Genomic DNA, 17974 nt, shown 5'->3' on the forward strand with positions numbered 1-17974 from the left:
TTCCGGTCGCATCACCGGCCGCGCACGACCGTGCGCCGGCTGCATCTCATGCACCACGAAGGAGTAGCGGTGAACACATCACGATCACATGCCACCCGCACGCTCGGCGCCATCGGCGCCGCCGTGCTCGTGGCGGCGAGCATCACGCTCACCACCCAACCGGCGGCGGCCGTCACGACCGTTCACAACTGGCAGACGTCACAAGGAGGCGACCGCCTGACGGCCAAATCGGACCTGACGTTCGCCGCCGACAGCAGCGCGCCCGACATCCTCGTCGACCCGACACGCCAGTACCAGGCGATCGACGGCTTCGGCGGCGCCTTCAACGAGTCGGGCTGGACAGTGCTGAACCGGAGCAATGTGACGGCGGCCCAGCGCAACGCCGTCCTCGACCAGCTGTTCAACCCCAGCGCGGGCGCCGGATTCAGCCTCACCCGCACCGCCATGGGATCGAACGACTTCTCGCCCACCCACTACAGCTACGATGACCTCGCCGGCGGTACGGACTTCACCCAGGCGAACTTCTCGGTGGCCCACGACGAGAGCACCCTGATCCCGTACATCCAGGCCGCACAATCGCACGGTGCCTTCCGGATCATGGCCTCGCCATGGACGGCACCCGGATGGATGAAGGACAACAACTCGCTCATCGGCGGCGGCAGCCTCATCACCCCCAGCGTCGACCCGCGCTACTACCAGGCGTACGCGACCTACTTCGCCAAGTACGTCCAGGCGTACGCGGCACACGGCATCACCATCAACGACGTCAGCATCCAGAACGAGCCGCTCAACCCGGCGAAGTTCGAGTCGACGGTGTACACCTCCGCGCAGATGGCCGACTTCATCGCCAACTACCTCGGCCCGACGTTCGCCAGCAGCAACATCGGCGCGCGCATCCGCGGGTACGAGCACAACCGGGACACGTGGACGTTCCCGGTCGACATGCTCAACAACGCTGGAACCCTCCCCTATGTCTCCGGCATCGACTTCCACCCGTACGAGTGCGACTTCGGCCAGACGTACTGCGACACGGCCAACCTCGGGTTGTTCAACCAGGCCAAGCCCGGCTACTCGACCTGGATGTCGGAGCACACCGACCTGGGCATCCCGAACGCCTCCGACTACCCCGGAGATGAGCGCTGGGGAGGGGAGATCGTCGACGAGATACTCGCGGGCGAGGGCGGATACATCTACTGGAACATGGTCCTCGACCAGACCGGAGGCCCGTTCTCCAGCCTGAGCGACGCGCAGGAGCCTCTGGTGATCGTGGACACCAGCGGTTCGACGGCGACGGTGAGCTACATGCCCAAGTTCTACGAGCTCGCGCAGTTCTCCAAGTTCGTGCGCCCGGGGGCCTACCGGATCGGCGCGAGCGGCGGGGCGAACGGCGACGGGATCAAGTCCGTCGCATTCAAGAACCCTGACGGGAGCGAAGCCCTCGTGGTGGTCAACACGACGGGCTCCGCCAAGACCGTCAAGGTCGGCGAGGCCGGCAGCACCTTCAGCCGATCGGTGGCCGCGCACTCCACGAACACGTTCACCTGGACGGCGCCGGTCAACACGTACCATGTGATCGCCGGAAGCACCGGGACCTGGGGCGCCGTCAACGGGGACCACTACACGGCGGACTCCGGCTTCACCGGGGGCGGCACGGCGGTGAACGCCAACGCGATCGATGGTTCGGCGGACGACCCGCTGTACCAGTCGGAGCGCAACGGCGCGAGCTTCAGCTACGCGTTCCCCGTGCCCACCGGACGCTACCGCGTCGGTCTCAAGCTGTCGGAGAACTTCTTCACCTCCGCCGGTCAGCGCGTATTCACCGTCTCAGCCGAAGGAGCGCCGCAGCTGAGCAACCTGGACATCTTCGCGGCGGCCGGTGCGCGCTACAAGGCGCTCGACCGGAGCTTCGATGTGACGGTGACGGACGGCACCCTCAACCTCGGCTTCGCGTCGAGTGTGAACCTCGCCAAGGTCGACGCGATCTCCATCACGCCGATCCCGTCGACGGGTTCGCAGTTCACCTCGACGGTGAGCGCGAGCGTCCCGGCCGGTTACAGCACGGGAACGGGCACCATCCCCGGCTACGTGTTCGCGCAGGATTACAACACCGGCGGCGAGGGGGTCGGATACCACTTCTCCGGCGCCGGCGGCACGGACGCGGCGTACCGGTCCGACGCGACCCACCTGCAGGCCTGCACCGGCGACACGTACTGCGGTGACAACATCGGCTGGCTGGCCGACGGCGATTGGCTGAACTACACCAGCACCGTCAACGTCAGCGGGACGTACGACCTCCACGTCATGGTCGCGAACACCGCCGCAGGCGGCTCGTTCAGCATCGACCTCGACGGCCGCCCGTGGATCGGCACGCAATCGGTGCCGAACACCGGCGGCTACCAGACGTGGCAGTCGGTCAACATCAACGGGGTGAGCATCCCGCTCGGCACCCATACCTTCACGTTCCGCGTCGGAACCGGAGGGTTCAACGTGCACTCGATCGAGTTCTCGAAGATCTTCCAGCTGAACACCAGCGGAAGCACCGCGATCGAATCGGAGTGGTATGGGACCGGCGGCGAGGGCTTCGGGAGTCACGACGCCACCGCAGGGAACTCGTTCACCGCGCCCTACCGCGGCTACCTCCGCGGCGGTGATACGGACCTCGAGATCTCGAGCACCGGGACGTTCGACGTCGGCAACACCGAGAACGGCGAATGGCTGAAATACGTGGTGTTCAACCCGACGGCGAAGACCTACACGCTCTCCCTCAAGGCGGCGTCCGGGTTCTCGACGGGACAGGTGCGGTACGACCTGGATACCATCGGCATTACCCTCGGCACCGCGTCCATACCCAACACCTCCGTCGGAACCACCGCGGGGTGGCAGATCTTCACGAACGTCCCGACGTCCGTGACGATCCCCGCCGGATACCACGCCCTCTACGTGTACGTGGTGAACGGAGGCTTCAACATGGACTCGTTCACGTTGAGCTGACCACCTCCTGGGGGGCCGGCCTCGCACCGGCCCCCCACTGAGTGCAGTGCTGCGGTCAGCCCGAGCGACGGTACGCGCTCTCAGAGGGGAGGGAATGGGGCCGGGAGGGAATGGGGTCGCCGACTTCCGTCGGCGGTCAGCTCGCGGGCTGGTGCGCGAGATAGCGATTCAGCTCGTACACCGCCACGCGGGCGACGCCCCGGTAGAAGACCGTCCGGATCGTCCCGGCGGCGATCAGCTGATGCAGGGTCAGCTCGGGGATGCCCAGGTACGCCGCCGCCTTCTCGGGCAGCAGCAGTTCCGGCTCGTCCATGAGCGGAACGTATCAGGCGGGCGCCAGGCCGGGACTGCGCTGGTCGTGCTGGCCGTATTGCGCGGGAAGCCCGGCAGCCGCCCACACACGCCCCGCTTCGCGCGCTGAGCGTCAGGAGCCGGCCGTCGCCTCGCCGCGGAGGAACCGCCACACCACCTCGAGGGTTCCTCCGCCCTCGAGATCGCACACCTCCCGCACGATCACCAGACGCACGGGCGAGAGCAGCGGCATCCGGAGCACGAGGCTCCCCGCACGGACATGGGCGCGGCAGGGCGAGTCGGCCAGGCAGTCGTACTGGTCGCCGCCGTCGACCGGAGCGTCGTGCGCATCGACACGCGCGAACGCCCCCACCCGGAGGACGCGAACCGGATAGCGGCCGACCAGTCGGATGCGCAGGTCCCGTCGCGGGGTCACCGGGACCGCCGCGGGCGCGGTACGGGCAGAGGAGTGCCGTCGAGTGGTGGTGCCCGAGCGATAGATCATCTCGGCCGGCTGGATGCGCTGATGCTCGACGGTGAGAACCGGGAGAGCGAGGGGGCGCGCCGACTGCTCATCCGCCGGCGAAGGGGCGAAGGAGCAACCGCTCAGCACAGCGAGCAGCCCGATGCCCGCTGTCGCCGCACGCAGCCGACGTGCACGTCGGTGGTGTGGTCGGCATGACCGGATGCGTCCTCCGCCCCGTCTCATGACGATCCGCGGAGCGCGCCGACGACAGCACGCATCCGGAGATCGGGAACGTAGACGCGCACCAGGGCGCGCGCGATCCGCCCGGCCTGGATCGGCTGCGGGTAGCACATCCAGAGCGGTTCGGGACTGCCGCCGAACTTCGCCTTGAACCGTTCGAGGGAGGCGAAGCCGTATGCCGGCTCGACCCAGCGCATCAGCCGCCGGGACAGCGCTCCCGGCGTCGTCCCGCCGTGGGCGGCCAGCGGAGTGCCCGAGAGGCTGACCGTTGCGATCCCCTCCTCGGCCATGCGCCGGATGACGCAGACGATCGCGAACTCGATCGCTCCCGGCATCGCCGCGTGCGAGCGTCGCATCACGTCGAGGGTCCAGCCCACCACCCGTCCGCCACGGCGCCGAGGGAGCCAGCTCGTGACCGCGTGCACGTGCCCGTCGGGTGCGACTGCGAGCATCAGCCGCACAGCGGGGTCGGCCATCTCGGGGAGTCCCCCCAGCGTGAAGCCCATCTCCGGCAGGCGCTTCTCCGACGCCCACGCGGCGCACAACGCGTCGACCTGCGCCCGCGTCTCCCTGGTCAGGTCTTCGTAGGTCGTCCACACCGCCGTGAGGCCCTCACGGCCTGCGCGATTGACGGCCGTCCGCAGGTCTTGCCGTCGCTTTCCGGAGAGGGAGAAATCCGCAGTGGAGACGACCGCCTCGGTCCCGACCGGCGTCCGGACCCATCCGGCCCGGTCGAGGGCGGTCGCGGTCTCATCGTGGACGCTGTAGAACGCTGCGGTCCAGCCGCGCTCGTCGCAGAATCCGGCGAACGCATGCACGATCTCCGCGGGCCGTTCCGCGATGGGGTCGCCGACGGTGAAGGCCACGCCGTCGCGCACCCGGTAGGCGACGGCCGACCCGTCCGGCCCGAACCACAGCGAGTTGCCCTGCCAGGTGGCCATGTGCGCGAAGGCACCGTCTCCGTGCTCCCCGAGCACGTGGACGAGGTGCTCCCGGTCGAGCCCCGACGGTTCGGCAGCAGGACGCCTCAGCACCGCTCGTGCGCCGATGATCAGCACGACGGCGGCGAGCGCCGGAGCGGCTCCGGAGACGATCGCGAGAAGCTGCCACTCGATATCCGCTCCGGCAGAACCCGTCCAGACCAGCTCGCCGGAGATCATCGGGACGATCACGAGATCGGTGGCCACCACGGCGGCGACGGCGATGAGCGTCCCCCCTCCGATCAGCAGTCCGATCGATCGGCCGGAGACGATGAGTGCCGCTCCGATCACGAGAAGGAGGGCGGTCGCGGGTGCGAGTCCGGGATCGATGGCCGCCCCCGCCCAGGCCAGGACGCCGGTCGCGTTCGGCGTGACCGAGGCCGTCGCGACGGCGCACGCGACGACGGCGAGCGTCGATGCGAGGACGTTCCGCCACTGGGTCCGGCCGCTCGGGCGCCACGATCCGCCGGGCAGGGCGCCACGGCCGACCGCCCCCGCGGCCATGCCGGCGAGCGCCGCGATCCCGCGGGCCACATCGGACGCGTGACCCGAGATCAGGAGGATCGCGACGACGGCGGTGCCGACGGCCCACCGCACGCTGCGCCGGCTCGCCGGTCGCAACCTGCCCGTCACCGCCACGAGGAGGGCCGCGCTGGTGACCGACGGCGTCCATCCCTGGTAGCGCAGCGCCTCTTGGGAGAGCGGCTCGCCCAGTGCCGCGCCCGCCGACAGCAGAGCCCAGGCGACGACGACTCCGACGACGGTGGCCAGAGATCCGATCATGGCCGTCCGCCAGGACCCGAACGTCCGTTCCGCGACGGCGATGGCAGCGATGAGGAGCAGCCACGAGAGGATGCTGAACACGGCGCCGTCGAACTCGACTTCGCCTGCCCAGGCGAGGTGGGCGAGCCCCGCTCCCGCTGCTCCCCCGGCGACGATCAGGGCCAACGGGTGCCGGGCGGCAGCACGCAGGATTCGGACGAGTATGTGGCGCATGGGCTCATCCCATCGCACCGAGGACCGCCGGCGCGTCAGCCGATCGGACCCATCGCATCCGCCGACCGGCGGGTATGTCCCCCCTCGTTCGGCGGCGATCCCCCGCACCTGCCCCCTCCGTCGTGTCTTCTGCCCTACGGTCGTCATGAGGGTGAGGAGGGCAGAGATGATCCGTGTCGTGGTCGTGGACGACGAGGCCCTGGTGCGCAGCGGCTTCTCGATGATCCTGAACGCCGCCGCCGACATCGAGGTCGTGGGGACGGCCTCCGGGATCGAGGCACTCGATGTCATCAAGGACACGAAGCCCGACGTGCTGCTCCTCGACATCCGCATGCCGCAGGTGGACGGCCTCACACTCCTCAACGTCGTCGTCACGCTGGCGGAGCGCCCGGCGATCGCGATGCTGACCACGTTCGACGCGGACGAGTACATCATGTCGGCGCTCAGCGCCGGCGCGTCCGGCTTCCTCCTCAAAGACACCGAGCCCGAGCAACTCACCCAGTACGTTCGCGCGCTGGCCGCCGGAGCCGTCGTGCTCTCGCCTCGTGCCTCGCTCACGCTCCTGACCGCGAACCCGGGATCCGGTCAGACGTCGGACGCCGCCGCCGACCGGATCCCCTCCCTGACCGAACGCGAGCGTCAGGTGCTCATCCTCGTCGCGGAGGGCCTCTCCAACGCGGAGATCGGTTCCCGCCTGTACCTGGGCGCCGGCACCGTCAAAGACCACGTCAGCGCCATCCTGGGCAAGCTCGGGGTGGGCAGCCGGGTGCAGGCCGCCCTGGCTGCACAGCGCGCCGGGCTGCTGACAGAGCGGCCGGCGGGATCGTGAACCGGGTCGCCGCGGCCTGGAGACGCATCCCGGCCTGGCTGACGGACCTGCTCGCCGTCGCGGTCGCGGCGATCGACGCGTTCCTCTACAACGGCGAGCCGGATACGGCCACCGTCGTCACCTGCGTCGTCGCCTCCGCCGCGATGCTGATCCGGCGGCGCTTGCCGCTCGTCGCCTTCCTCCTGACCCTCCCCGCTGCACTCGTCGCGAACATCCTCGCCGCCCCGGTGATCGCGCTGTTCGCGCTCTCGGCCCGCACCCGGAACCGCTGGCTCCTCGTCGTCTGCGGCGGGCTCTTCGCCGCCGCCGAGGCGATCGGCTGGCCCATCACGGACCAGCTCGTCGCGAATCAGAACTGGACGTTCGTCACCTTCGTCTACCAGCTGGCGACGGCGGCAGCGCCGATCCTGCTGGGGCAGCTCGTGCAGATCGCCGCCGACCTCCGTGCCCGGATCGACGAGATCGAGGCGACCAAACGTCACGAGCGCGAGCTGTACGCCCAGAGCCTGCTCGCCCGTGAGCGGAACCAGCTGGCCCGCGAGATGCACGACGTCGTCTCGCACCAGGTGAGCTTGATCGCCGTGCAGGCCGGCGCCCTCCAGGTCACGGCCCCCGATGAGGAGACCCGGGGCGCGGCCGCGTCGATCCGCGCCCTGAGCTCGACCACTCTCGACGAGCTGCGGTCGATGGTCACCCTGCTGCGCGCCGCCGGAACGGAGAGCCCCGGCCTCGCGCCGCAACCGACCGTGGCGGACGTGCCCGGCCTGATCGCTGCGAGCGGCCTGCCCGTCACCTTCAGCGGGGAGCTCCCGGACGACCTGGGGACATCCAGTCAGCGGGCGATCTACCGGACCGTGCAGGAAGCGCTCACGAACGCCCGCAAGCATGCGCCCGGCGCCTCCGTCTCCGTACACCTCTGGAGCAACCAGACCTCCTACGGAGTGACGGTCCTCAACGGCAGAGCCACGGAATCGCCCATCCTGCTCCCGAGTTCCCGGCTGGGGCTGATCGGGCTGCGCGAGCGAGCGGAGCTGCTCGGCGGATCGCTCTCCTCCGGCGCCACCGAGGGCGGCTTCCACATCCACCTCGTGCTTCCTCGCACCCCGGCCTGACCCGCCGCTGCCGAAGGCACTGCGGGCGGCATCGGTCGCGACTACTCGGACCCCGCGGCGGAGTGGAGTGCGGACGGAGACGGGGACGACATCCGACGACCGGCGACCCAGGTGCGGTAGCCGCCGTCGAGGTTGACGACGTCACGGCCGTTCTGCGAGAGGATGCGCGCAGCCGTGTGACCGCGCTGGCCCACCTGGCAGTGCACCACGAGCGGACCGGCCGGCAGCTCGTCGAGACGCTCGCGCAGTTCGTCGACCGGGATGTTCAGCGCGCCCGGGATGGCACCGGCGGCGTGCTCGCGGGTGGTGCGCACGTCGACGAGGGTCGCGCCGGCATCGAGGGCGGCGTCGAGCTCGTGCCACTGGATGGTCCGGGTCGTGCCGCTGCGGAGGTTGTCCGCCACGTAGCCGAGCTGGTTGACCGGGTCCTTGGCCGAGCCGAACTGCGGCGCGTAGGCCAGTTCGAGCCGCGCCAGGCCGGAGGCCGTGATCCCGCCCGCCATCGCAACGGCGATCACGTCGATGCGCTTGTCCACTCCCTCGCCGCCGACGATCTGCGCGCCGAGGATCGCGTCCGTCTCCGGGTCCACCAGCAGCTTCATCGACATCGGCTGGGCGCCGGGGTAATAGGTCGCGTGCGAGGAGGGGTGGGTGTGGATGGCACGGTGCGCGCGGCCCGCAGCGGTCAGCTGCCGCTCACTCCACCCGACCTTCGCCGCGACCGTGTCGAAGACCGTGACGATCGCGGTGCCGAGGGCCGGGGCGTTCCGCTCGTCGTGGCCGGCGATCACGTCGGCGACCGAGCGGCCGTGACGGTTGGCGAGCCCCGCCATCGTGACGAGCGCCTCCTGGCCGGAGAGGGCGTCGACCTTCTCGACGCCGTCGCCGACCGCGTAGATGTGCGGGTCGCTGGTGCGGTTGCGGGAGTCGACGGCGATCCCGCCGGTCGGCCCGACGCGGAGCCCGGCCGACCGGGCCAGGTCCACGCTCGGCACGACGCCCGAGGCGTCGATGATGAAGTCCGGCCGGACCCTCGCGCCGTCGCTGAGCAGGACCTCCCCCGTCTCGACCGCGTCGATGGTGACCGACGTGCGCACGTCGACGCCGCGGCTGCGGAGCTGCGCCTCCAGCGGCGCGACCATCTCCGCATCCAGTGGAGTGAGGATCTGCGGCGACCGCTGGATGAGGGTCACGTGGATGCCGCGGCGCACCAGATTCTCGACGGCTTCGAGGCCGATGAACCCGCCCCCGACGACGAGTGCAGACGGATGGTCCGCTGCGGCCTCCACGAGCACGCCGATGGCATCCACGTCCTCCACGGTGCGGAGGGTGTGGGTGGGGATGCCGGGATGCCCGGCGGCCTCCCGTGCGGACGCCCCGACGGCGAGGATCAGCTCGTCATAGCCCTCGACGAAGGTCTCGCCCGCGGCCACATCGATGACCGACACGGTGCGGGCGACGGGGTCGACGCTGATCACCTCGTGGCCGGTACGCACATCCAGCCGGAAACGCGCGGCGAGAGACTGCGGTGTCTGGAGCAGCAGAGACGAGCGATCGGAGATCACGCCCCCGACGTAGTACGGCAGGCCGCAGTTCGCGTACGAGACGTACGGGCCGCGCTCGAATACGACGATCTCCGCCGTCTCATCGAGCCGGCGCAGCCGGGTCGCGGCCGACATCCCTCCGGCGACTCCGCCGACGATCACGGTCTTCATGCTGTGTGCCTCCCGAGGGTGGTTTGGTATACCCTCCCCCGTATCGTACTATACGGGCGGGGGTATATTTCGCCACCTCCTACTGACCCGAAAGCGAGTTCCCACCCATGTGCTATCCCGCCACCTGCACGGTCTGCGGCAACACGACCTGGAGCGGCTGCGGCCAGCATGTCGCCGACGTGCGCCGCCGTGTGCCCGCGAACCAGTGGTGCGACGGCACCCACACCGAGGCCGAGAAGGCCGCCGCCCGGAACGGCGGATTCTTCAGCAGGTTCTTCGGCCGCGGATGAACGGAATGGATACCCTGGCGGGTACCGAGACGCGTCCGTCCGACCCCGCATCACCGAGAGAGAAGACCACCGTGGCAACCACCACCACCGCCGACATCAAACCCGTGCTCAATCGCCTCCGCCGCGCGCAGGGCCAGCTGGGAGCCGTCATCGCCGCCGTCGAGAGCGGCGGCTCGTGCCGTGACGTCGTCATCCAGCTCGCCGCCGTCTCGAGCGCCCTCGACAAAGCGGGCTTCCAGATCATCTCCACCGCCATGCAGAAGTGCATCACCGACCCGGACGACACCTCCGATCCGATGACCATGGAGGAGCTCCAGAAGCTCTTCATGACGCTCGCGTGACGGCGCCGGCCCGCGCAGACGATCCGGTCGGGCAGCAGGAGCCGGTCACCGCGAATCAGGCCGAATCGGCCGCTTCGGCCAGGGCGAGCGCAGCAGATCGTGCCGCCGCGATCGCGTCGGCTTCCGTCGCGCCCGGAACGTCGGCCGCCGAGGCGAGTGCCGCCGGGAGGCTGCCGAAGGCCATTCGCAGCAGGATCCGGCGCCGCGCCGTCGCGGCGACTCCGACCGGGGGCATCCGCGCAATCAGAGCGTCGAGCACCCGCTCGAGACTCGCGCCCACGTCGACCCCCGAGCGTGCGGAGACGGCCCGGACCAGCAGAGGGTTGGCGGCGAGCAGGCGGAGCCCGCGGAGTTTGTCGGCAGGCTGCGCGTCGATCCATCGCAGCACGGTCTCCCGCGCCAAGCCCGCGGACGGCTTCTGCTCCTCGACCCACGCCGCCAGCTCACCCGCCTCGTCGCCGCGGTCCGCGAGGAGGCTGCGCACGATCTCCTCTTTGCCGGCGAAGTGGTAGTAGAGCGACGCCTTCCGGATCCCCAGCGCATCCGCGATCTGCTGCATGCTCGTCGCCTCGTATCCCTGCTCGCTGAAGAGCGCCAGCGCGACGCGTTGCGCCTCCGCGCGTGTCTCCGCCCCCGTCCGCGCGGAGGACGGGGAGGGTGTCGGGTTCGGTCGGCGGGGCATGCCACCAGCATAGTTGGACGGATCTACCTACCGGTAGGTAGGCTATGACCATGCCACTCTTCGCGATCCTCCACGCGGTTCAGCTCCTCCTCATCGGCGTGCTCGCGGGCGAGGAGCTGCTGGTGAGGTACGGAGTGCAGCCGGCGCTGCGCTCACTGCCGGACGGCGCGCACGTCTCCACCCGCATCGCCTTGGTGAAGAGGCTGAAAGTGGTCGTCCCGATCCTGATGCTCCCGACAGTGCTCGCGTCGGCGGCCGTCGTCGTCGCTGCACCGCCCGCCGGCGCATCCACCGCCTCCTTCGGGTGGAGCATCGCCGGCCTCGCCGCGCTTGTCGCCTTCCTCCTCGCCTCGTTCCTCGGCACCGTGCCGATCAACATGGCCGTCGACCGTTGGGATGCTTCCGCCCCGCCCGCCGACTGGCGCCGCACCGTCCACCGCTGGGAGTCGATCGACACCGTCCGCTCCGGGGCGGCAGCCGTGTCGTTCGCCCTCTTTGTGGTCGCCGCACTCGTCTGAACGTCAGCGGAGCGATCCGCGCAAGACCTCCAGCGCCTTCATCGCCGCCGTTCCCGGGGCCGCTCGATAGACGACCAGTTCCTGGCCGGGCGCGGCACGCACATGAACGAGTGGACGCTGAGCTCGAACTCCCCCGCTCGGCGCTGCTCCCGCGCGGCGGCGTGAGCCCCGCCAGCAGGTAGAGGTGGCCGAGCGCATGCTCGTCGAGCTGGAGCGCGCGGCCCAGACTTGCGGCGACAGCTGGCGACGGGGCGGCGGACGTGGTGGTCGTCCCTGACGAGTGGGGCTGCTGCGCATTCGCGGGCGACCGCAGGATGCTGCACCCGAAGCTCACCGCCTCCGCCACTGCCCGCGAGCGGTTCCCAGAGACCGTGGGATAGGGCGGGTCGCAGCCTGAGGCGGCCGGGAAACCCCGGCCGCCTCAGGCTTTCTCACTCCTCCGTGTGCCGACGTCGTCGCACGAGCGTCAGGGCCCCCCCGACGACCACGAGGGCAAGAGCCGTGCCGACGAGTCCCCAGCCGATGGTGGATCCGGTGAAGGCGAGGCCTCCCGGGGTGATCTGTGCAGGCGGGTCGGTCAGGGTGTGCGCGGTTGCGCAGTCGATGTTGTCGTCGGCCGCGGGCACGCACGAGGCCGTCGTGTCAGGACTGGTCACCACGTTGGCGATCTTCCTGTCGCCTCCGCCGACGACCGTCACCGAGTAGCCGATCGTCACCGTCTGCCCGACCGCAAGCCGGCCTTCCCAGGTAAGCCTGTCCCCGGTGCGGGTCACGGTTCCGGCGGTCGCCTTCGCGTCGTCATTCCAGGATGCGTCGTCCAGCACCTTGGAGAGGTCGTCGTTCAGGTGTCCGGTGACAGGGGCGGTGCCGGTCTGCGTGACGGTGAGGGTGTACCGGATAGTGTCGCCGACCTTGACCGTCGAGCCCGGCTTGGCCTCCGCGGTCTTGGAGTAGACATACCCGCCGTACTTCTGCGTCGTCTCACAGGCCGGCGTCCCGTCCGGCGCTGCCACGCACTCCCCCAGGTGCGAGCCCTGCGGCGGCGCGACTGTGTTCCGCAGCGTGGTGTCGCCGCCCCCCTTCACCGTCACCCTGTAGGTGATCGTGACGACCTGGCCGATCGCGAGGTCACCTACCCAGTTCACCGTGTCGCCGGCGCGGGTCACCGTTCCGGCGGTCGCGGTCTCGCTGCCGTCGACGAACGTCGCGTCGTCGAGGACTCCTGCCAGATTGTCCACGAGCGTCGCACCCGGCACGGCGGCCGGCCCCTTCTGGATCACGGTCACTGTGTAGGTGATGGTGTCGCCGACCGCGACCGTGGCCGGCGACTTCGGGTCGGACATCTTCGAGTAGGTGAAGTTGCCGGTCTTGTGCGTGGTGGCGCAGTCGGGATTCTGATCCGGAGCCGGCACGCACTCGCCACGCTCGTCACCCGGGACGACCTTATTGGTGAGCGTCATGTCGCCGGCACCCGTCACAGTCACCGAGTAGGTGATCGTCACGACCTGGCCGACCGCGAGGTCGCCCGCCCAGGTGAGCGTGTTCCCGGAGCGGGAGACGATACCGCTGCTCGCGGTCGCATCGTTGTTCCAGGTTGCATCATCCAGCACCGCGGACAGATCGTCCTTCGCCGACGCGCCCGTGATGGCACCGAGACCCCTCTGGGTGACGGTGACGGTGTAGACGATGGTGTCGCCGATCTTCACATCCGCCCCCGAACCAGGCGCCGAGGTCTTGGACACCGCGTAGTCGCCAGTCAGGTGCTCAGTGGTGCAGGAAGCCGCGTCAGCGCATCCGGCACTTGTCACGACGTTCGTCAGGCGTGTGTCGCCCTTGCCCGTCACCGTGACCGAGTAGGTCACCGTCACCGTGTCGCCGACCGCCAGACGCCCGGCCCAATCCACGACCGGTGCCGCATAGGTCGCCCCGCCATCGGTCGAGCGCAGATCGTTGTTCCACGTCGCGTCGTCGAGCACGGCGGTCAGGTCATCCCGGAACGATGCCGCGTTCACGGGTCCGAGACCCACCTGGTGCACGGTGACCGTGTACTTCACCGTGTCGCCGCGCTGCACGCTGGAGCCTGAGGCCGGATCAGCCGTCTTCTCAACGACGTACCGGCCAGTCTGGTGGACGGTGGCGCAGTCTGCAGTGGTCGAACAACCCGGGCTGGTCACCTGATTGCCGATCTTTGTGTCGCCCTTGCCCGTAACGACCACCTTGTACGTGACCGTCGCGACGGCGCCCGGGCCGAGGTCACCGGTCCAGTTGATTCGCTGGGCCGTCGGGTCGTAGGTCGCGGTTCCCGCCGAGGCGGTCAGCGTCGCCGGGTCGAAGGTTGCGTCGTCCATCACAGCGGCGAGGTCGTCGCGGAAGAACTGCGCCACCACGTGCCCCTGGCCCGCCTGGGTCACGGTGACCGTATACGTGATGGTGTCGCCGACCTGGACGTCGGCGCCGCTGGCCGGGTCCGAGGTCTTCACCGTCGTGTAGGTTGCGGTCCACTGCTCGGTGGTGCAGTCGGTGGCCGTGTAGCAGCCGTCGCTGGTGACCACGTTGAGCAGGTGCGTGTCCCCGATCCCGGTCACGGTCACCGAGTACGTGATCGTCACCGTGGCGCCCACCGCGAGGTCGCCGTTCCAGCTGATCCTCTTCGAAGCGGCATCGTACGCAACGGTGCCGGCGGACGCCTTCAGGTTGCCGTTCCACGTCGCGTCGTCGAGCAGCTGGGTCAGATCGTCGGTGATGGAGGCTCCCTGATAGGGGGCCTTGCCCTGCTGGGTGACGGTGATCGTGTAGTCGATCGTGTCACCCGGCTGCACGTTCGCGCCGCTCGCCGGGTCGGAGGTCTTCTTCACCCGGTACGTCGACACCTCGTGCTGGGTCGCGCAGGAGGCAGCGTCGACGCAGCCGGGGCTCGTGACCTGGTTGCCGATCGAGTAGTCGCCGCCCGCAGCCAGCGCCGCGCGGTCCTTCACGATCACCGAGTAGGTGATCGTGGCGGTCTGCCCCACCGGGACGATCCCGGCCCAGCTGAGGGTGTCGCCGGTGACGGTCGCGGTGCCGACTGAGGCGGTGACATCCCCCTGGTAGACCGCGTCGTCGAGAACCTTCGCCAGTGAGTCGGTGAAGGTGGCGTTCGCCGGCGAGTCGCCCTTCTGGGACACAGTCACCGTGTAGGTGATCCGGTCACCGGGGTGGACCGTCGCGCCGGATGCCGGGTTCGACGATTTCGCTGTCGTGTAGTTCGTCACCTGTACGCCCGCCGGGTCGCAGAAGATGGTCGGAGCGTCGGCATCCGCGGGCTTGTCCGCCGTGCCGCACGCAGTGTTCACCACTGCCCCGCCGCCGTTCTCGGTGACGGTGTACTCGTGCGTCTGCTTCTGGCCGCGCGCGAGCGAATCCACCGTGAAGGATCCCTCCGGGAACAGGTCGTCAGTGATCTTCAGGCCGGTGATGGTGCCCTGCCCGATGTTCTCGACGACGATGCGGTACTTCACCTGGTCGCCGGCACGGAAGGCCGGGTAGTCGGCCGGCGTGTTGGCGTCGTGCCAGTTCCCGTCGGCGTCCTGCACGTACTTCTTCAGGTTCACCGCGTAGCAGTTCGCGATGGTGGCCGTCGCCGACGAGAGCATCGGCAACGCCGTGTGCTGCGCCCACGAGCCGGCCGAGTTCACCAGCAGCTGACCCGGCTTGTTGTCACCGGTGGCCGGCGACTGGCAGTCGGCACCTGCCGGCGTCGTGTATGCGATGCGGATCTTCTGCGTCGCACCGGGTGCGAGCGACGGGCCGATCACCCGGACGGCAGTCGGCTTCGCCGGCTTCGTCGTGGTCCAGCCGACGGTGTTCCCTGTCACCGAGCCCGGCGTGCCGCCGTTCGACGAAGCGCGCGGGTCGAAGCTCAGCGATGCGAGCGGCGCGGTCGAGTAGTAGACCGTCGAACCGGCCGGAGCGGTGACACCGGTCACCGTGTAGGTGCCGTCGATGTCCGTGCCACGACCGTCACCGACCGCGGGCAGGATGTCGATGGTGTCGGTGAACGTGCTCGCCACCGGGTCCTGCGAATTGATCGTGAGCGCCCAGGCCGAACTGTCACCGGCGAAGGACAGCACATTCGCCTCCGCCGACTTGCCGAACACGGTCGCCGATGCGCTCGGCACCGTGACGGTCGCCGAGGCGACGCGCCCCGGCGTGCCCGCTGGCCGGTTGTCGCCGGCCACATTGATCGTCGCCCAGTTCGTGAGCTGCGTCCCTGGTGCGATGGCGCTGTCGACCGGACGCTGCGCCTGATAGCGGATCGTCTGGTAGACGTTCGGTGCCACGCCGGCGAAGTTCCACGTCAGTGTCCGCCCGTCCGCGCTGACGCTGGCCGGTGCCGGCTGCGCCGTGCCCGGCACGTACACCATTCCGTCCGGAAGCGTATCGACGACCGCGAATGTGGCCGAAGGTGGATTCGTCACCGCATTCTGCGCCTCGGCGCGCAACGTGTAGGTCACGGGCACGCCTGGCTGGGCACTGGTGTCCGACGCGGTCTTCTCGATGACACCCGTCGGCCCCTGGAGGCGGAAAGCGTCGCGGATTCCGTTCGCGTTCGGTCCGTAGGTGCTTCCAGGGATGTCGGTCCCACCGGTCCGGGTGCTGACGTTCACCCACCCGTTGAGGGACGGGTACCCGGGCCACGTCGTAGCCGGGTCGTGCGGGGAGTTGAATGCGCCGACAGTCCAGCCCTCGCCGCTTGTCGGCGCGGCCGGGTCGATGTGGCCGAACGCCCGGAGGAATGTGCTGGGGGCGACATCCACGGCCGGGTTCCACGTCATCTTGACCGCCGTCACTCCGCCAGGGACGTGCATGAGGATGTCGGAAGCGATCCGCGGGTCGGAGAGCGAAGAACCGCTCGGTGGGGTGACCTCGATCCACTTGCTGCTCGGCGCGCTCTCGCCACAGGTCTCGGTCTTCGTGTCGAGTGTCTGCGTGGTGTAGAAGAACCGAGCGGTCTGGTACTGCTTGACGCCGGTACCCGGCCAGGCCCCGCCGCCTTCGAAGCTGTCGATGACGAAGGCAGGATTCTGGCTCATCGTGCAGACGCCGGCCATCTGTGCGCCGCCGGGACCCTGATAAGTGGCCCACATCGTGTCGTTCGCCTGCATGTAGAGCGGCATGTCGAGGTTCGGCGTTCCCGTCGCCTGGTTCTGGGCGATGGCGGCGTCCAGGTCTTCCTGGGTGTTGATGCCGGGGACCGGCAGCGGCGTGGAGGCGCTCGTGCCTGGGCTGACCCAGAGATTCGCGTCCCAAAAGGAGCGCGATGCGGTGGGCGTGCCGTACCAGGTATCACTGAAGTCACCGTATGGCGTCAGGGTCGCGCTTGATGTGTTGTTCCCGGAGTTGGAGTCGGGGGCCGACGCGCCGTCCTGGAACAGGAACGGGCCGGGAGAAGCACTGAACGCGTAGGTGGTGCTGCTCGCGGGCGGCGCCGGGAGGCTGAACTGAACCGTGCCCGAGGCGATGTAGACGCCGCTGCCCGCGAGAGGCTGGCCCATACTGTCTGTCGTCGGAACGTGGGCGAGGGTGTAGTCCAAGTTCGACAACTGGACCGTGTAGCTCGTGCCCGCGCCGCTGACGCTACAGGTCGGGAAGTTCGTCCGATTCGACTGCGCTGGATCGGAGAAAGGTTGCCCCGTGGAAACCGAACCGCCTCCCACGGGAACACATCCTTCCGCCACGAGGCCGGTCATGGATCCGGCGACGTTCGAGCTGATGTTCACAGGGAAGGAGTAGGTGGCGGGACCCGGTCGGCTCCCTGCCGCGAGGATCAGCGAGTAGTTCATGAGGATGAACGGACGGCTACCGCCGAGCCGGCTCGTGTGCGTGATTCCCTGAAGCTGGCCACCCGGCGCCTGCGCAAGGGACAGGTCCATTCCGTGGGTGTACGTGATCGGGAGTGGCCCGGGGTCGGCCGGCCCGGCCGTCTTGGCCGCAGCGTCCGACGTGGCAGTGCCGGCGACACTGAGGTTCCCGCCCGTGGTGGAGTTGGCGCGGAGGGGAGCCTGGATGACGGAAGACGTGCCTTCTTTCACTGTGCCCAGGTTGCAGACCAGCGTCGATCCGTCGGCCGAAATGGATGAGGCCGGGGTCACGTCCCGCGTCTTACAGATGGCTGGGATGCTCGTGAACACCCCATTGCCGGCCACGAGAGTGACTCGAACATTGTCCACCGGGTCGTTGGCGAACGGGTCAGTGGCATCGTTGGTGTTCACGCGCCACTCGGCTGTCACAGGCTGTCCGTAGGGTGCCGACGTCGGCACCGGGTCGCCCGCCCACTTCGCGGTGATCTCGTGGACCGCCACCGATGCGGCAAGCGCCGGAGCACCGATCACCGCCGTCGCCAACGCGAGAATGACCGCGACCATCGCAGCCAGCCATCGCCATGGCGTCCCCAGCGTCAGTCGTCCATCTCCGCGGCGCGCGTGTCGGTATCCTGCAGGCACGGTGGTATTCCCCTTTGTCCAGCGTCGTCGGGGATGCAGAA

At 69.1% G+C, this 17974-nt stretch carries 12 protein-coding genes; 6 read left to right on the forward strand and 6 right to left on the reverse strand.

Translation table 11 applies throughout. The features are described from left to right. The first annotated feature begins 69 nt into the window (after nucleotides 1-69). A complete protein-coding gene (locus BLW09_RS15030) occupies nucleotides 70-2991 on the forward strand; it encodes a carbohydrate-binding protein (RefSeq protein WP_172824219.1) in 2922 nt (973 codons plus the stop codon). A 136-nt stretch (nucleotides 2992-3127) separates the two neighbouring features. Here BLW09_RS15030 and BLW09_RS19090 read toward each other — a convergent pair whose 3' ends face one another. The 3 genes from BLW09_RS19090 to BLW09_RS15040 form a co-directional block, all read right to left on the reverse strand. After that, complete coding sequence (locus tag BLW09_RS19090) at nucleotides 3128-3304, reverse strand: hypothetical protein (RefSeq protein WP_172824220.1); 177 nt, start codon at nucleotides 3302-3304, stop codon at nucleotides 3128-3130. Between the two features lie 111 nt (nucleotides 3305-3415). Next, nucleotides 3416-3718, reverse strand: a complete 303-nt coding sequence (locus tag BLW09_RS18950) for a hypothetical protein (protein ID WP_157696950.1) — start codon at nucleotides 3716-3718, stop codon at nucleotides 3416-3418. Nucleotides 3719-3987: 269 nt separating this feature from the next. Continuing rightward, the gene (locus tag BLW09_RS15040; protein WP_231946889.1) at nucleotides 3988-5964 is read right to left on the reverse strand and encodes a bifunctional lysylphosphatidylglycerol flippase/synthetase MprF; all 1977 of its coding nucleotides are present in this window, start codon (nucleotides 5962-5964) and stop codon (nucleotides 3988-3990) included. Nucleotides 5965-6130: 166 nt separating this feature from the next. On the opposite strand from BLW09_RS15040, the gene BLW09_RS15045 reads away from it, so the two are divergent. Together BLW09_RS15045 and BLW09_RS15050 are read left to right on the forward strand one after the other, a co-directional pair. Then, a complete protein-coding gene (locus tag BLW09_RS15045; protein WP_089914459.1) occupies nucleotides 6131-6793 on the forward strand; it encodes a response regulator in 663 nt (220 codons plus the stop codon). Next, complete coding sequence (locus BLW09_RS15050) at nucleotides 6790-7905, forward strand: sensor histidine kinase (RefSeq protein WP_089914462.1); 1116 nt, start codon at nucleotides 6790-6792, stop codon at nucleotides 7903-7905. Before BLW09_RS15045 ends, BLW09_RS15050 begins: the two co-directional genes overlap by 4 nt. A gap of 41 nt (nucleotides 7906-7946) precedes the next feature. Here the strand turns inward: BLW09_RS15050 and BLW09_RS15055 are convergent, their stop codons facing one another. Further along, on the reverse strand, nucleotides 7947-9620 hold the full coding sequence (locus BLW09_RS15055) for an FAD-dependent oxidoreductase (protein WP_089914465.1): 1674 nt from the start codon (nucleotides 9618-9620) through the stop codon (nucleotides 7947-7949). A gap of 107 nt (nucleotides 9621-9727) precedes the next feature. Here BLW09_RS15055 and BLW09_RS15060 point away from each other — a divergent pair, with 107 nt between their 5' ends. Then, nucleotides 9728-9910 (forward strand): hypothetical protein, encoded by a 183-nt coding sequence (locus BLW09_RS15060; RefSeq protein WP_089914468.1) that lies wholly within the window; start codon nucleotides 9728-9730, stop codon nucleotides 9908-9910. 71 nt (nucleotides 9911-9981) lie between these two features. After that, nucleotides 9982-10251 (forward strand): metal-sensitive transcriptional regulator, encoded by a 270-nt coding sequence (locus BLW09_RS15065; RefSeq protein ID WP_231946891.1) that lies wholly within the window; start codon nucleotides 9982-9984, stop codon nucleotides 10249-10251. 55 nt (nucleotides 10252-10306) lie between these two features. Here BLW09_RS15065 and BLW09_RS15070 read toward each other — a convergent pair whose 3' ends face one another. Continuing rightward, entirely contained in the window at nucleotides 10307-10933 is a 627-nt protein-coding gene (locus BLW09_RS15070; protein ID WP_089914474.1) for a TetR/AcrR family transcriptional regulator, read from the reverse strand. Nucleotides 10934-10983: 50 nt separating this feature from the next. Here BLW09_RS15070 and BLW09_RS15075 point away from each other — a divergent pair, with 50 nt between their 5' ends. Continuing rightward, nucleotides 10984-11451: an anthrone oxygenase family protein gene (locus BLW09_RS15075; protein ID WP_089916958.1), complete on the forward strand. Its 468-nt coding sequence runs from the start codon at nucleotides 10984-10986 to the stop codon at nucleotides 11449-11451. A gap of 431 nt (nucleotides 11452-11882) precedes the next feature. Here BLW09_RS15075 and BLW09_RS15085 read toward each other — a convergent pair whose 3' ends face one another. Beyond that, nucleotides 11883-17855, reverse strand: a complete 5973-nt coding sequence (locus tag BLW09_RS15085) for a DUF7927 domain-containing protein (RefSeq protein WP_089914477.1) — start codon at nucleotides 17853-17855, stop codon at nucleotides 11883-11885. Nucleotides 17856-17974 lie beyond the last annotated feature (119 nt).

It is taken from the genome of Leifsonia sp. 21MFCrub1.1 (assembly GCF_900107895.1).
Taxonomy (GTDB): Bacteria; Actinomycetota; Actinomycetes; order Actinomycetales; family Microbacteriaceae; genus Leifsonia; species Leifsonia soli.